This is a genomic window from Bradyrhizobium sp. NP1 (assembly GCF_030378205.1).
In the GTDB taxonomy this organism is placed as follows: Bacteria; Pseudomonadota; Alphaproteobacteria; order Rhizobiales; family Xanthobacteraceae; genus Bradyrhizobium.
In genome coordinates this window covers 1435488-1450856 of the sequence record NZ_CP127385.1, presented here as the reverse complement: position 1 = coordinate 1450856, position 15369 = coordinate 1435488, and the positions used below count along the sequence as shown (strand labels likewise).

General features: G+C 66.1%; 10 protein-coding genes and 1 pseudogene. 8 read left to right on the top strand and 3 right to left on the bottom strand.

Going from position 1 to position 15369, the window contains the following annotated elements:
- Nucleotides 1-18 precede the first annotated feature (18 nt).
- A complete protein-coding gene (locus QOU61_RS06890) occupies nucleotides 19-2403 on the top strand; it encodes a GumC family protein (protein WP_289657366.1) in 2385 nt (794 codons plus the stop codon).
- On the top strand, nucleotides 2396-3220 hold the full coding sequence (locus QOU61_RS06885; RefSeq protein ID WP_289657365.1) for a WecB/TagA/CpsF family glycosyltransferase: 825 nt from the start codon (nucleotides 2396-2398) through the stop codon (nucleotides 3218-3220). Before QOU61_RS06890 ends, QOU61_RS06885 begins: the two co-directional genes overlap by 8 nt.
- 102 nt (nucleotides 3221-3322) lie before the next feature.
- Here QOU61_RS06885 and QOU61_RS06880 read toward each other — a convergent pair whose 3' ends face one another.
- Nucleotides 3323-3922 (bottom strand): 3-keto-disaccharide hydrolase, encoded by a 600-nt coding sequence (locus tag QOU61_RS06880; protein WP_289657364.1) that lies wholly within the window; start codon nucleotides 3920-3922, stop codon nucleotides 3323-3325.
- A 209-nt stretch (nucleotides 3923-4131) separates the two neighbouring features.
- On the opposite strand from QOU61_RS06880, the gene QOU61_RS06875 reads away from it, so the two are divergent.
- Complete coding sequence (locus QOU61_RS06875; RefSeq protein ID WP_289657363.1) at nucleotides 4132-4605, top strand: cupin domain-containing protein; 474 nt, start codon at nucleotides 4132-4134, stop codon at nucleotides 4603-4605.
- Nucleotide 4606: 1 nt separating this feature from the next.
- On the opposite strand, the pseudogene QOU61_RS06870 reads toward QOU61_RS06875, so the two are convergent.
- A pseudogene (locus tag QOU61_RS06870) lies at nucleotides 4607-7615 on the bottom strand (bifunctional diguanylate cyclase/phosphodiesterase); the annotation flags it as partial.
- Nucleotides 7616-7932: 317 nt separating this feature from the next.
- On the opposite strand from QOU61_RS06870, the gene QOU61_RS06865 reads away from it, so the two are divergent.
- From QOU61_RS06865 to QOU61_RS06845, 5 genes are read left to right on the top strand one after another with little or no spacing between them, the layout of a single operon-like run.
- Entirely contained in the window at nucleotides 7933-8985 is a 1053-nt protein-coding gene (locus QOU61_RS06865) for an Ldh family oxidoreductase (RefSeq protein ID WP_289657362.1), read from the top strand.
- A gap of 22 nt (nucleotides 8986-9007) precedes the next feature.
- Entirely contained in the window at nucleotides 9008-10375 is a 1368-nt protein-coding gene (locus tag QOU61_RS06860; protein WP_289657361.1) for an LLM class flavin-dependent oxidoreductase, read from the top strand.
- 12 nt (nucleotides 10376-10387) lie between these two features.
- Nucleotides 10388-11173: a fumarylacetoacetate hydrolase family protein gene (locus QOU61_RS06855; RefSeq protein WP_289657360.1), complete on the top strand. Its 786-nt coding sequence runs from the start codon at nucleotides 10388-10390 to the stop codon at nucleotides 11171-11173.
- A complete protein-coding gene (locus tag QOU61_RS06850; RefSeq protein ID WP_289657359.1) occupies nucleotides 11170-12903 on the top strand; it encodes a thiamine pyrophosphate-requiring protein in 1734 nt (577 codons plus the stop codon). Before QOU61_RS06855 ends, QOU61_RS06850 begins: the two co-directional genes overlap by 4 nt.
- A gap of 9 nt (nucleotides 12904-12912) precedes the next feature.
- Entirely contained in the window at nucleotides 12913-13887 is a 975-nt protein-coding gene (locus QOU61_RS06845) for a Bug family tripartite tricarboxylate transporter substrate binding protein (protein WP_289657358.1), read from the top strand.
- Here the strand turns inward: QOU61_RS06845 and mctP are convergent.
- Nucleotides 13871-15367 carry a monocarboxylate uptake permease MctP gene (mctP, locus tag QOU61_RS06840; protein WP_289657357.1) on the bottom strand — a complete coding sequence of 499 codons (1497 nt, stop codon included), beginning with the start codon at nucleotides 15365-15367 and terminating at the stop codon, nucleotides 13871-13873. The two genes, QOU61_RS06845 and mctP, sit on opposite strands and share 17 nt — an antisense overlap.
- Nucleotides 15368-15369 lie beyond the last annotated feature (2 nt).

The following is a 15369-nucleotide window of genomic DNA, read 5'->3' as shown; positions in this document are numbered from 1 at the left end:
GAACGGAAGCTGGGGACCATGCTTGTCTATGACCAGCCGATAAATCAGGCCAAGGATCCGGCCAAGGATCAGACCAAGGATCAGGCGAACGATCAGCCCAAGGATCAGGCGAAGGATCAGGCGAAGGATCAGGCGAAGGATCAGCTCAGGGATCAGGGCGCGGATCAGGCCAGGCCCGAGGGGCGGATAGCTGGGCGGTCCCCCGCCGCCTTCAGCGTGTTCGAGCTCAGCGGATTGCTGTGGCAACGCAGGAAAGCCATCCTCCTCGCCGCGGTGATCTGCACTTGTGCTGCGGTTGCCATCGGCAAGAGCCTGACGCCGCGCTATACCGCGTCCGCGCAGCTCTATGTCGATCCGCGCGAACTGCAGCTCGTCGAGCGCGAGCTCACCCCGCGCACGCAGGACGTGTCGGGCCTCGCCATGGTGGTGGAAAGCCAGTCGCGGCTGATCACCTCGAACGTGGTGCTGCTCCAGGTGATCGAGCAGAACGGCCTCGACAAGGACCCGGAGTTTGGCGGGGAGTCGAAGGGCCCCCTGGCGTCGCTGCTCGGTCTGTTCGGCATCGAGCTGCACTCGGCCGGTAGCGCCAAGCTCGCGCAGATGACCGCGCTCGAGCTGCTGAACCGTCACATCACCATCCGCAAGACCGACCGCAGCTTCGTGGTCGACGTCGAGGTGTGGGCACGCGAGCCGGAAAAGGCGGCGCGGCTCGCCAACGCCATCGCCAGCGCCTACCTCGCGGAATCCAAGAACACCCAGGCGACTGCCGCGCGGCGCGCCACGACCGATCTCTCTTCGCGGCTGAAGGAACTGAAGGAACGGCTGCGCAACGCCGAGACTGCGCTTGCCACCTACAAGGCGCAGAACAATTTCGTCGGCACCCAGGATACGCTGATCAGCGACCAGCAGCTTTCCGCCTCCAACCAGCGGCTCGCCGCGGCGCGGGCGCAGACACTCGACGCCCAGGCGCGCTACGACCAGATCGAGGCGAGCCGCCGCGCCGCGACCGACGTCGGCGCCATCCCCGAGGCCCTGCAATCGCCGACCATCGCCAACCTGCGGGCGCAATATGCTGAGACGCGCAAGCGCTATGCGGAGCTGGCCGCCGAGCTCGGGCCGCTGCATCCTGCGCTGCGCCAGACCGAGAAGCAGGTCGAGGACCTGCGCCGGACCATCAACGAGGAGCTCGACCGCGTCGCGCAGTCGGCGAAGAACGACCTCACGCGCGCCCGCGACTTCGAGGCATCGCTCGGCCGGGCGCTGGACGCGCAGAAGCGGCAGAGCCTTCAGCTCGGCCAGGCCTCGGTCCGCCTGCGCGAGCTCGAACGCGACGTCGAAGCCAATCGCGACGTCTACCAGGCGTTTCTCAAGCGCTCCCGCGAGACCGAGGAACAAGAGAGCCTGAATACGTCCGCCGCGCGCATCACCAGCGAAGCCAATGTGCCGCAGCGGCGCTCATTCCCGCCGGCGATGAGCCTGATCGCCATGATCGGCTTCCTGCTCGGCGGACTTGCCAGCGCGGCCTGGTTCGTCGCCGCCGATCGGCTGTCGCCGGAGACGGAACGGCCGCAGCCCAGGCAGAGCGAAACGACATCCCCCGCTTCAGCGGCGAAGCAACCGGCCGACCGGGCATCGCGGCCGCCGGTGGCTGCGGTGGAAAAGCCGCTGATTGCCCGTTTGCAGGAATCCGACGTGATCCGCACGCTTGGCAGCATTCTGATGATCGGCGGCAGCGCCGACGTCTCGCGCCTGGGCTGGCCGACGCTGCGTCCGGGCTTTCCGCTGACGACGCTGCTCAATGCCTTGCGCGACATCCGCGCCGCGGTGGCGCGCCGCGCGCCCGGCAACGCCATGCCCGTGATCGCCGTGATCGGCGCCGGCAGCGGCGAGGCACGCAGCATCGCCGCGCTCAACTTCGCGCTCGCCGCCGCGCGCGACAAGGCGCGGGTGCTGATCATCGATGCCGACCCGCAAGCGCGCCAGCTCTCGAACAAGGCCGCCCGTCTCGGCAAGCCCGAGCCGAGCCGGCTCGGCTGGCTCTCGATCGGCAACAGGGCGGCGGCCGCGATCAGGACCGAGAACGGCATCTCCATCCTGCCCTTGGCCAAGAGCAGCCGCGCCGCCGAACCGATCGACAAGGCGCTGGCGCAGGCGCGCTCCGCCGACGGTTACGATCTCGTGGTGCTTGACGGTCCGGCGCTGCCCTGGAGCGCCTCCGACCGGCACTTGATCGAGGCGGCCGACGGCATCATTGCCGTGTTGCCGGTCGATCTCGACATCAACGACAGCATGGAAGACATCATCACAGCACTGGGTGACGCCCAGCACAAGCTCGCCGGCGTCATCCTCAACGAACTCAGCGCGCCGGCTGCGGCGCCGCAACGGGATCGACGATATGCTTGAGCGCCGCATCAACCCGCTCGGAAGAGCCGCAACCGCCGACATCCGCCGGATCACGCTCGGCGGCCTGCGCCTTGCCGTGCTCGATATCGAGCAGACCGCGAATTTCATGATCGAGATGGCGTTTCCGCATCGCCGGATCGGCCGGCCGCTCTATTTGACCTCGGCCAATGGCGAGGTGCTGGCGCGCTGCTCGACCGAGCCGATGACCGAGCGGCTGTTCCGCTCGGCCGACCTCATCAATGCCGACGGCCAGCCGCTCGTCACCGTCTCGCGCTTCAAGTCGCCGACGCCGTTGCCGGAGCGCGTCGCCACCACCGACCTGTTCGATATCGTCGCCCGCAAGGCCGCGGCGGCGGGGCTCACCTTCTACATGTTCGGCGCTTCTGAGGCGGAAAACGCCGTCGCCGTTGCCAACGTGCAGAAGCGGCATCCGACCTTGCGGATCGTCGGACATTCCCATGGCTATCTGCGCGGCGATGCACTGCGCGCCAAGGTCGACGAGATCAACGCCCTGGCGCCGGATTGCCTGTGGGTCGCGCTTGGCGTTCCCTACGAGCAGGCCTTCGTCGAGGAGTTCGCCTCGAAGCTCGGCAATGTCGGGGTGATCAAGACCTCGGGCGGGCTGTTCAACTTCCTCTCGGGCAGCCGCGCCCGGGCGCCGCGATTGCTGCAGGACGCCGGCCTCGAATGGGCCTGGCGCATCTGGCTGGAGCCGCGCCGGCTGTTCTGGCGCTATCTGACCACCAATCCGCGCGCGCTCTATCTGCTGTTCAACGAGAGCCCTCCCTCGGTCACCGATCCGACCAGGCAGAGCTGACTCTTCTTTTGCGGGCGGCGATCTCCACCGCGCGGGCCCGGGCATCGACCGCTGCCCGCCGAACGCGGACGCCGCAAGCGGCGCCCGCAGCCGCAGGCGCGCCTAGAGCGGCTTGATCTGCACCTTGCGGAATTTGACCACGCCGGAGCCGTATTGCAGCGCGAACGGCCCGCTGAGATGCTTTGAATCATCCACCTCGGCGGTCTTCTGCCCGTTGAGCACGATGGTCAGATGCGGACCCTTGGCCGTGATCTCATAGGTGTTCCACTTGCCGGCCGCCTTGGGCATCGGATCGACCTTGGCGACATCGACGATCGCGCCGGTGCCATAGGTCGGATCCGGGCGCTTGTCGAAGATGTTCACCTCATAGCAGATCTTGGCGTCGATCTTGTCGGACTGGTCGCAACGGATGAAGACGCCGCTGTTGGCCTCCTCGTCGACCCAGAACTCCGCCCTGATCTGGAAATCCTTGTATGAATTTTTGGTGACAAGATAGGCGAGGTCCTTGCCGTCGAGCTTGTCGGCCACCAGCGCGCCGTCCTTCATCTGCCAATTGGCCTTGCCGACCTCGCTCCAGTCGCCCTTGTTGCTGGCGTCGAGCAGCGTGATCCAGCCGTCGCTCTGGCCGGACGCCGTGGTCGCATATTGGAATGCGGCAACGCCGACCAGAAGGCCCGCCGCGAGTATCGACACATGCTTCATCAGTTTATTCCTCCCGCCAGGATGTTTTTGTTGGCGCGCAAACGTAGCACCGCGGCTTCAGGCGTAAATGCTTTTTCATGCTGCAGATGCGTTGTTTCGGCCCGCAACGGTGCTTGCCACGCATGCGTGCGCGCGCCTTGTCGGCCGACAAAGCGGACGGCTAACATCCGAGGAAAAGCGCGCTCGGTTCACAATGTTGGGAGGATCAGATGAAGGCGACCAGGCGGTTCTTGCGATCTCTGGCGTTACCAGTGTGCTTCGCGGGGATGCTGTCGATCGGTTCGGCGGCGGAGCTCAATCCCGCAGCCGTGGTCTACAAGCTGCCCGACCAGATTCCCTGGGGGCCGGTCAACGCCGCGGGCGCCCAGGTCGCCGTGGTGATCGGCGATCCCAGCAAGCCGGGCTTCTACATGGTCTACAACAAGTGGACCAAGGGCAACCATTTCAGCCATCCGCACTTCCACCCCAACGACCGCTACATCGTCGTGCTGCAAGGCACCTGGTGGGTCGGCTCAGGGTCCAAGTTCGATCCTGAGCACGGCACCGTGCCGATGCCCGTGGGAAGCTTCGTGACCCATTACGGCAAGCAGGTGCATTGGGACGGTGCCAAGGACGAGGACGCGGTGCTCCTGATCATGGGCGAAGGGCCGGCGACGGCGACCAAGGTCGCGGAGACCAAATAGCTCAGACCGCCGCGCGTCGCAGCCTTGGTCGCGGCCTCAGCGCGCGACCCTCCGGCTGCAGCGGCGGTGACACGAGCGCAGGGACCGGACCGAGCAGCGTTGCCATCTGCAGCGGCGGCAGCGGCTTGGAGAACAGGAAACCCTGCATCTCGTCGCAGCCGCGCTGCCGCAGGAAGTCGCGCTGCTCCGGCGTCTCGACACCCTCCGCGATCACGGTCATGCCGAGCGCCTTGCCCATGCTGATGATCGCCTGGGCGATCGCCTGATCCTCGGCATCATCGGGCAGGTCGCGGACGAACGAACGGTCGATCTTGATGGTGTCGATCGGGAACTGCTTCATCAGCGACATCGACGAATAGCCGGTCCCGAAATCGTCGATCGCCAGCCGGATGCCGCGGCTCTGGATCGCGTCGAGGGTGCGCACCGCACGGGCGACGTTGCGCATCATCATGCTTTCGGTGACCTCGAGCTGCAGCAGCGACGGCGACAGGCCGCTTGCGGCCAGCGCCTCGTCGATATCCTGCAGCAGGCGCTCGTCGGCGAACTGCCGTGGCGAAAGGTTGACCGCCATCGTCACCTGCCGCAGGCCAGCCCGCCGCCAGGCCATGGTCTGCCCGCAGGCCTGCTCCAGCACCCAGCGGCCGATCGGCACGATCAACCCGGTCTCCTCGGCAAGCGGAATGAATTGCAGCGGCGGCACCGACCCGCGATCCGGCAGGGTCCAGCGCAACAAGGCCTCGACGCCGGTGATCTGGCCGCTCGCCATGTCCACCTTGGGCTGATAGAGCAGCGAGAACTGGTCGCGTTCCAGTGCGCGGCGCAACGCAGCCTCCAGCGTCAGGCGCTCGATCGATTGCGGCTTGATGTCCTGGGAGAACAGCCGGAAGCCGTTTTTGCCATCCTCCTTGGCGCGATACATCGCCATGTCGGCATTCCGGGTCAGCGCCTGGGCATCGCCGCCGTGTTCGGGATAGAGCGCGATCCCGATACTTGCGGTGGTGTGGCACTCATGGGCTCCGAGCTCGACGGGCTGGCCGAGCACCGAGAGCAGGCTGGCGGCGATCCGTTCGACATCCTCGACCCCGCCGCACTCCTCGAGGATGACGACGAACTCGTCGCCACCGAGCCGCGCCACCACATCGCTCGCGCGCAGTGCGCGGCTCAGGCGGTTCGCGACCTCGAGCAGCAGGAGGTCGCCCGCCTCGTGCCCCAGCGAATCATTGACGACCTTGAAGCGGTCGAGGTCGATGAACAGCACCGCAAGCCGCCGCTGATGCCGCTGCGCGGTCGCGATTGCATAACGCAGCAGGCCGTTGAACATTTCGCGGTTCGGCAGCCGGGTCAGGCTGTCATGCGAAGCCAGATATTCGATGCGCTCGTCCGCCTCGCGCTTTTCGTCGGCGCGGTCGAAATTCTCGAGCGCGAACGACACATTGTCGGCGAGCCGCTGCAGCAGCTCGGCGAATTCGGGCGTGAACGTGTGCCGTTCCGCGGAGATGAAGAGGATGACGCCGACGGTCGCCCCCCGCACCAGCAGCGGAAACGCGGCGCCCGACTTCGAGCCGCCTTCACGGGCCACCGGGTGAAACGCGATGCCGCGCGGATCGCTGAGATAGTCGTTGCTGATGCAGGGCTGCCGCGAACGGAAGGCGGTGCCGCTGAGGCCGCGCCCCTCCTCCCGCTCCGCGTCGGTGGAAAGCCGGATCGTCCGCATCCGTGCCGCCATCGGCCCCGCCACCGCCGCCATCTCGAGATCGTCGCTGCCGGGACTGGCGAGGGCGATGCTGGTCGAGAGGAACTTGCCGCCCTTGGCGATCGCGTGGCAGACAAGCTCGAACAGCTCGGCGCGGGATTTCGCCCGCACGATCGCTTCGTTGGTTGCGCTCAACGCGGCGAACATCCGCGCCAGTTTTTCCTTCTGCTCGTCGGCTCTCGCCTTTTCGTCGGCACGGTCGAAATTCTCGAGCGCGAAGCAGATGTTTTCCGCAAGGCGCTGCAGCAGCCCGATCAGTTCGGGGCTGAACGCATTGAGCTCGATCGAGCGGAAGATCAGGCAGCCGATCGCGCGACCGTCCTTGAGCAGCGGCAGCGCCGCGCCGGACCTCATTCCGCTTTTGCGCGCGACTTCGTGGAAGTTTCCGGCGCGGAAATCGGCAAGATAGTCGTTGCTGATGCAGGGCGCGCGGGTGCGGAAGGCGATTCCGGCAATGCCCTGGCCTTCCGGGCGATGCGCATGCGCCGAGAGCCGCACCTGCATCGCTTGCGTGCGGTAGGGCCCGGCGGCCGCGACGTTTTCCAGGAAGATCTCGCCAGGCCGCTCCAGCGCGATCGCCGTCGAGGTGAAATGACCGCCGACCAGCGCCGCCTCGCAGACCAGATCGAACAGTTCGGCGCGTGACTTGGCGCGCATGATCGCTTCATTGGTGGCGTGGAGCGCGGCGAACATCCGCGTCAGTCGTTCCTGGTCCGCATCGGCCCTGGCCTTCTGCTGCGCCCGCTCGAAATTGTCGAGAGCGAAGCAAATGTTCTCGGACAGCCGCGTCAGCAGCGCGACCGTTTCTCCGGTGATCGAGGCTGGCTCCCGCCGCGTCACCATCAGCACGCCGACGCTCGCGCCGTTGCAGATCAGCGGCAGTGCCGCGGCCGCACCGACACGTCCGCGCTCCGCACCCTGGCGCCAGGCGAGCGAACGGGCATCGTGGAGGAAGTCATTGCTGACGGACAATTTCCGGTCGCGAAACGCGTGGCCGCAGACGCCGGAACCTTCAGGCGTGCCCGCCGCGACCGAAATATCGCTGCTGCGAAGGCGCGCGATGTCCTCGCCGAAACCCGCAGCGAAACGCAGCAGGCTGGTGTCGGAATCCAGCAGGAACACGGCGACCGCGAGGAAATCGCCACTGGAGAACGCCGCCTCGCAGACCTTCCGGTAAAGCTCTTCCGGCGATTTCGCATACAGGATCGCCTCGTTGGTCGCGCTCAACGCTGCAAATATGCGGGCAAGACTGCTCTGCAAAACGTTCGCTCCCTGCGGCCAGGCAAGCGCGCCGCGTGGAAATTTGTGCGTAGGCGGAACCTAAACCGGCGTTAGGAACGGTGATAAACTGCGATTCAAAGTAAACGGCTTGCCAATGGAGGCGGCGAAAACTCCGGAAAACTACCAACCCTGGCTGGGCTCCCTCGAAGGGCGGCCCCGGCCCGCGAACATCCGGCCGCTCGCTGCAATGCACCCATGAATTCGCGCCGAGCCGATTGCCATCGCGCGATCGCTTTGCGAGCATGGGCGGAACAAGACCCGCTTCCGAGGCGGGCAGGTTGCGAGGAAAGCTCATGCCGATCGTCCAGGCCGACCGTCTTGCGCAGATCGGCGCGGCGCTGCTGAAGGCAGCCGGCGCATCGGAGGAAGAGGCAAGCGCGGTCGCGACCGGCTGCATCAACGCCAACCTCGCCGGCCACGATTCCCACGGCGTGATCGCGATCCCGACCTATATCGACCGCATCAAGGCCGGCCATATCGTGCCCGGCGCCCCCTTCACCATCGTGCAGGAATCGCCGACGACGACGGTGATCGACGGCAATTGGGGTTTCGGCTTTCGCGTCAACGCCAGGGCCATGGCGCTGACGATCGAAAAGGCGAAGACCGCCAACGTGGCGGCGTGCACCGTGTTCCGGCAGAGCCATGTCGGGCGGCTTGCCGCCTATCCGTTGATGGCGGCGCGCGCGGGCATGATCGGAATTGCCACGGCCGATTCCGGGCGCTCGCCGAAACATGTCGCGCCCTTCGGCGGACGCGAGCCGCGGCTCGGCACCAATCCGATCTCGATCGCGGTGCCCTCCGACCTCGAGGCGCCGTTCTATCTGGACATGGCGACCTCGGCGGTCGCCGCCGGCAAGATCCAGCTCGCGGTCGCCCGCGGCGAAGCGATTCCGAAGGGCTGGATCATCGACGCCGAGGGCCGCCACACCACCGACCCCACGCAATATCGCAAAGGCGGCGCGCTGCTGCCGCTCGGCGGCAGCGAAGGCTACAAGGGAAGCGGCCTTGCCGCGATGGTCGAGGTGCTGTGCGGCCTGCTGACGGGCCTGGGCTTCGGCGTCGAGCCGACCGGCCGGCACAATGACGGCTGCTTCATGGCGGTGTTCAATGTCGCCGCCTTCCGTCCGCTCGATCAGTTCAAGAAGGACGTCGCCGACTTCGCCCGCTACCTGACATCGACGCCTCCTTCCGAAGGCTCGACCGGCGTGCTCTGTCCCGGCGAGGTCGAATATCGCTGCGAGCAGCGGCGCCGCAAGGAGGGCATTGCGGTCGAGGACGCGACCTGGGACAGGCTGCGCGTGCTGGCGCGGGACTACAAGGTCGCGGACGAGCTCGGCCTTGCGTGAACGGGCCGGACAGGAGAGCGGCATGACGCGGCAGATGAAACTGATCGGCTTCCTGCAGGCGCAGAACTGCACCAATCTGCCGAGCTCGTGGCGTCATCCGGAGTCCCGCGACGATTCGATGTCGGCTGATTACTACCAGGAGATCGCCAGAATCCTGGAAGCCGGCAAATTCCACATGGCCTTCTTCGACGATCGCCTGGCGATGCCGGACCGCTACGGCAACGACCACGCCCACACCGTCGAATACGGCATCCGCTGCGTGAAGATGGACCCGCTCATCGTGCTGACGACGATGGGCATGGTCACCGAGAAGCTCGGGCTCGCCTCGACCTGCTCGACCACCTATTTCGAGCCGTTCGACGTGGCGCGTCGCTTCGCCACCCTCGACCTGATGACCGGCGGCCGCGCCGGGTGGAACGTCGTCACCTCGGTCAATGACGGCGAGGCGCAGAACATGGGGCGTGAACACCACCTCGAGCACGATCCGCGCTACGACCGCGCCGACGAGTTCATGGAAGTGGTGCTTGGCCACTGGGATTCCTGGGAAGATGGCGCGCTGATCATCGACAAGAAGAGCGGCCGCTTCGCCGACCCCGGCAAGGTCAAGCGGCTCGACCATGAGGGAGCCTTCTTCAGATCACGCGGGCCGTTCACGGTGCCGCGCTCGCCGCAGGGTCATCCCGTCATCATCCAGGCCGGCGCCTCCGGTCGCGGCCAGCGCTTCGCCGGCCGCTGGGGCGAGGTCATCTTCACGGCGGCGCGCACGCTGGCGAACGCACGGCAAGGCTATGACGCGATCCGCAACGAGGCCGCAAGGGCCGGCCGCGATCCCGACCAGATCTTTCTCTGCAACCTGGTGACGCCGGTCTGCGGCGCGACCAAGGCAGAGGCCGAGGACAGGATGGCGGTGATCGGGAAGCTGCCGCTTGAGATCGACGCGCTGTCGCTGCTGGCGGAAGGCCTGAACTTCGACTTCGGCGCCAAGGGCATCGATGAGCCGCTGACGACGGAGGAATTGCAGGGCATGCAGGGAATGCTCGGCATCCGCGACGGCGTGCTGCGCACCTCCGGCAAGAGCAATCCGTCCACGCGCGATTTCATCACCTTTTCCGGACGGGGCCAGACCCAGGACGCCATCGTCGGCGGGCCGAAGGAAGTCGCCGACCGGCTGGAAGAAATGTTCGCGGGCCGCGGCTGCGACGGATTTGTCATCGCCGCGACCTATGTGCCGGGCTCCTACGCCGATTTCGTGCGCCATGTGGTGCCTGAATTGCAGCGCCGCGGCCTGTTCCAGAAAGACTATGCCGGCAGGACGCTGCGCGAGAATCTCGGCCTGCCGCGCCCGGCCGCCGGCGCCTGGAAGAGCAAGCCGCAGGTCGCGGCCGAATGAGCTGAGATCATCATGCGTTGGCTGAAATTCACGGCCTCGGGCCAAACATCCTGGGGCATCGTCGAAGGCGACGGGGTTGTCGGCGTCGAAGGTGATCCCTTCGGTGAATGGCGGCGCACTGAGCGGTCTTATCCGCTCGACGGCGTCAGGATCGAGGTGCCGCTGATCCCGCGCACCTTCTATTGCGTCGGGCTGAACTACCTCACCCACCTGAAGGAAGCCGCCAACAAGCGCGGCGAGGTTCCCAACATCCCCGACCGGCCCGAGATCGGCTACCGCGCGCAGAACGCGCTGATCGCCCATGACGAGGACGTGGTGATCCCGGCTGATGCCACCGAAAAGATCCACTATGAAGGCGAGCTCGTCGTCGTCATCGGCAAGAAGGTCAAGCACCTCACCGAGCACGACGCGATGTCCTGCGTGTTCGGCTATACCATCGGCAACGACGTCAGCGAGCGGACCTGGCAGAAGGCGGATCGCGGCCTGTGGCGAGCCAAGAACGCCGACACGTTCAAGCCGATGGGGCCCTGGATCGAGACCGAAGCCGATCCCGATAAGATGGAGACCATCGTCAGGTTGAACGGGAGGCAGACCATCCGCTTCCGAACCGGCGACATGATCTTCGGCATCGTTCCCTTCATCGTCGAGCTGACGAAGTACTTCACGCTGTGGCCTGGCGACGTGATCTGGATGGGAACCGACGGCGCCTCGCCTGACCTGAAGGCCGGCGACGTCGTCGAGATCGAGATCACCGGCATCGGCACGTTACGAAATCGATTTGTCACGGAGAACAGATGAGCCGCTATTCGACAGCCCACTACTTCCTCGAAGCCCTGGTCGACCTCGGTGTCGACTATATCTTCGCCAATCTCGGAACTGACCATGTCTCGCTGATCGAGGAAATGGCGCGCTGGGACAGGGAAGGCCGCAAGCATCCCGAAATGATCCTGTGTCCCCATGAGGTGGTCGCAGTCCACATGGCGGGCGGCTATGCACTCGCGACCGGCCGCGCACAGGCCGTGCTGGTTCACGTCGATGCCGGCACCGCGAATGCCTGCATGGCGATCCAGAATCTGTTCCGCTACCGCCTGCCGGTGATGCTGTTCGCCGGCCGCGCACCGCACACGTTGCATGGCGAATTGAGGGGGTCGCGCGATACCTATGTGCATTTCGTGCAGGACCCGTTCGACATCGCGAGCATCGTCCGCCCCTATGTCAAATGGGAATACTCGCTGCCGTCGGGCATCGTGGTGAAGGAGGCGCTGGCGCGCGCTTCCGCCTTTGCGCAGAGCGACCCGCCGGGCCCGGTCTACATGATGCTCCCCCGCGAGACGCTCGCGGAGGAATGGGACGAGACGGACATGCCGGCCTATCCGCCGGATCGCTATGGCGGCATCAAGACCGGCGGCGTCGAACCGGCGCGGGCCGAGGCGATCGCGAAAGCCCTGATGGAGGCGAACAACCCGGTGGCGTTCACCGCTTATCTCGGCCGCAGGCCGGCAGCGGTGGCCGCGCTGGACCGGCTGGCGCGCGCCTGCGGCATCCGCGTCGCCGAGTTCAACCCTGTCGATCTCAACATGCCGCAGGATTCCCCCTGCTTCGCCGGCAACGATCCCTTGCCTCTGCTCGAAGGCACCGACCTCGGCCTGCTGCTCGACACCGACGTGCCGTTCGTGCCGCAGTCGGCGAAGCGCGCGAGCACCATGAAATGGATCCAGATCGACATCGATCCCTTGAAGGCGGATTTTCCGATGTGGGGCTTTGCCACCGACATCCGTGTCCAGGGCGATTGCGCGATCGCGCTCGAACAGGTGCGGCAAGCGGTCGAGGCGCGCGCCGATGAATCGTACCGCAGGCGTGTGGCGGAACGGATCGCAGGCTGGAGCGGCACGCGCGAGGCGGCCGATCAGCGCCGCGCGGCGGCATCCGCCAACAAGGGCGTCTCCGGCGCGCTCAACCCGGCTTTCGTGTTCGCGACCCTCGGTGCAAAGCTCGCGCCGGATGACGTCGTGCTCAACGAAGCGATCCGCAACGCGCCGGTCCTGCAGGAACATCTGAAGCGCACGCAACCGCGGAGCTATGTCGGGCTTGCCGGCGGCGGGCTCGGCTTTTCCGGCGGCATGGCGCTGGGCTTGCGGCTCGCGGAGCCGAAACGGCGCGTCGTGCAGGTGATCGGCGACGGCGGCTTCCACTTCTCCTCGCCCGACAGCGTCTACGCGGTCGCGCAGCAATACCAGCTCCCGATCCTCACCGTCGTGGTCGACAATGGCGGCTGGCAGGCGGTGAAGTCGGCAACCCAACGGGTCTATCCCAGGGGCGTCGCCGCCGAGACCAATCAGTTCCAGTCGCGCCTGACCTCGGGCCGGCAAGGCGAACGGCGCGATTTCGCCGGCGTGGCCAAGGCTTTTGGCGCCTATGGCGAACGCGTCAGCGAGCCGGATGAGCTCGCCGCGGCGATCGACCGCGCGCTCGCCGCGCTCGACGACGGCAGGGCCGCGGTGCTGCATGTCGACGTCACGCGGCTTTAGGGAATGACGATGAAGCTGCTCAAGCCCTTCATGCTCGGCGCCTGCCTGCTCGCGCTCGCAAGCCGGGTTGTGCTCGCGCAAGACGATCCCGCCAAATATCCGGCCCGCCCGATCCACATCGTGGTCGGCTTCGCCGCCGGCGGCGGCAACGACATCATCGCGCGCGTATTCGGGCAGAAGCTGTCCGAAAGCCTCGGCCAGCCGGTGATCGTCGACAACAAGCCGGGCGGCGGCGCGATCGTCGCGACCGAATATGTCGCGAAATCCGCGCCCGACGGCTACACGCTGCTGATGAGCGCGAGCGGCATATCGATCAATCCGGCGGTCTACGCCAAATTGCCCTATGACGCCGTGCAGGACTTCGTCGCAGTCTCGGAGCTCGCGTCCTTTCCGCTGATCATGATCGTGAATGCCGCCTCGCCGATCAGATCGGTGGCCGAGCTCGTGGCTTACGCCAAGGCCAATGCCGACAAGATGAACTATGCGAGCTCGTCGGCCTCGTTCCAGCTCGTGACGGAACTATTCAAGCAGAAAACCGGCGCACCGATGCTGGCGATCCCCTACAAGAGCGCCAACGAGTCGGTGCTCGCGGTGATCTCCGGCCAGGTGACGACGACCATCGCCGATGCGGGTCCGGTGGTGAGCCAGGTGAAGAGCGGCACGGTGCGGGCGCTCGCGGTCGCCGCGCCTGCGCGCATGGAAGATCTGCCCGATGTGCCGACCATGAAGGAGGCCGGCGCCGACGTCGACGCCGTGCTGTGGAGCGGCATCTTTGTCCCGAAGGGGACGCCTGCCGCGATCGTCCGGAAGCTCGAGAGCGAGCTGATGCGGATCGCGAACCTGCCCGACGTCGTCGCCAGGCTCAAGCTGCTCGGCATTGAATGCGTCGGCACCTCGTCGGAGGAATTCGCGCAAATCCTCAACCGCGACATCGCCCGCTGGGGCGAGGTCGCGAAAGCAGCCAATATCAGGATCGAGCCGTAGCGCGGCCGCGGTCCGGGAGCACCGCGCTGATCACGACGGTCGCGAGGGCCGCGATCACGGCGTTGAGGATGAGAGCGCCGAGCCCGACATAGAACGTATAGCTGGCGTCGCCGAAAGCGAGCGTCGCAAGCGGCTTCAGGCCGTTGCTCCACGCCGTCCATGTGCCCCAGCCGATGCCGGCCGCCCAGCCGAGCAGCAGCGCTTCGGCACGGAACCAGCGCGTGAACAGCCCGAACACCAGCGCCGGGAAAGTCTGCAGGATCCACAGGCCGCCGAGCAGTTGCAGGTCGAGCGCATATTGCGTCGGCAGGAACAGGATGAAGGCAAGCGCGCCGAGCTTCACCACCAGCGAGGTGATCTTGGCAACCGAAGCTTCCCCGGCATGGCTGATGTCCGGATTGACATAGGCCTTCCAGACATTGCGGGTGAACAGGTTGGCTGCGCCGATGCTCATGACGGCGGCCGGCACCAGCGCGCCGATCGCGATCGCCGAAAAGGCGAAGCCCACGAACCAGGAGGGGAACAGCGCCTGAAACAGCGCGGGTACCACATCGTTGGGCGAGGTGACCTTCACGGCGGCGGCATAGCCCATATAGCCGAGCAGCGCGATCAGGCCGAGCAGCAGCGTGTAGGCAGGCAGCAGGATCGCGTTCTTGCGGATGGTGTCGGCCGATTTCGAGGCGAATATGCCGGTCAGCGTGTGCGGATACATGAAGGCGGCCAGCGCCGAGCCGAGCGCGAGGGTCGCATAAGCGAGCATCTGCGAGGGCTTCAGGATCAGCCCGGTGGCGCCGCCCTTGGCCACGAACGCGTCGTTGGCCGCGGAAAACACCGCGCCATAGCCGCCAAGCTTCGCCGGCACCAGGACTACGGCGACCAGCACCACGATATAGATCATGATGTCCTTGACGAAGGCGATCAGCGCCGGCGCACGCAGCCCGGAGCTGTAAGTGTAGAGCGCAAGGATGATGAAGGCGGCGATGATGGGCAGCTCGCCGGTCAAACCCATCGCCTTGATCACCACGCCCATGCCGATGAGCTGCAGTGCGATGTAGGGCATGGTCGCGGCGATGCCGGTGAGGGCGACCACGAGCTCGAGGCCGCGCGATCGGTGGATGCCGTGAACGACGTCGGCCGCCGTGACGTAGCCGTTGTCGTAGGCCACCTTCCACAGGATCGGCATGACCGCGAACACGAAGGGATAGACGATGATGGTATAGGGCAGCGCGAAGAAGCCATAGGCGCCGACCGCATAGACCAGCGCCGGCACCGCGATGACGGTATAGGCGGTGTAGAAATCGCCACCGACCAGGAACCAGGTGATCCAGGTGCCGAACTGCCGGCCGCCCAGCCCCCATTCATCCAGATGCTCGCTGACCGGGCCCGATTTCCAGCGCGCGGCAAAGAAGCCCATCACGGTGACGAGGGCAAAGAAGAAGATGAAGATGGAGAGCGCAACCCATTGGATCTGACCGGCCATGA

Bases quoted from the DNA above. Each gene is read 5' to 3' on its own strand.
- QOU61_RS06890 (WP_289657366.1), top strand. From the start codon at position 19: ATGCTTGTCTATGACCAGCCGATAAATCAGGCCAAGGATCCGGCCAAG.
- QOU61_RS06885 (WP_289657365.1), top strand. From the start codon at position 2,396: ATGCTTGAGCGCCGCATCAACCCGCTCGGAAGAGCCGCAACCGCCGAC.
- QOU61_RS06880 (WP_289657364.1), bottom strand. From the start codon at position 3,922: ATGAAGCATGTGTCGATACTCGCGGCGGGCCTTCTGGTCGGCGTTGCC.
- QOU61_RS06875 (WP_289657363.1), top strand. From the start codon at position 4,132: ATGAAGGCGACCAGGCGGTTCTTGCGATCTCTGGCGTTACCAGTGTGC.
- QOU61_RS06865 (WP_289657362.1), top strand. From the start codon at position 7,933: ATGCCGATCGTCCAGGCCGACCGTCTTGCGCAGATCGGCGCGGCGCTG.
- QOU61_RS06860 (WP_289657361.1), top strand. From the start codon at position 9,008: ATGACGCGGCAGATGAAACTGATCGGCTTCCTGCAGGCGCAGAACTGC.
- QOU61_RS06855 (WP_289657360.1), top strand. From the start codon at position 10,388: ATGCGTTGGCTGAAATTCACGGCCTCGGGCCAAACATCCTGGGGCATC.
- QOU61_RS06850 (WP_289657359.1), top strand. From the start codon at position 11,170: ATGAGCCGCTATTCGACAGCCCACTACTTCCTCGAAGCCCTGGTCGAC.
- QOU61_RS06845 (WP_289657358.1), top strand. From the start codon at position 12,913: ATGAAGCTGCTCAAGCCCTTCATGCTCGGCGCCTGCCTGCTCGCGCTC.
- mctP (WP_289657357.1), bottom strand. From the start codon at position 15,367: ATGGCCGGTCAGATCCAATGGGTTGCGCTCTCCATCTTCATCTTCTTC.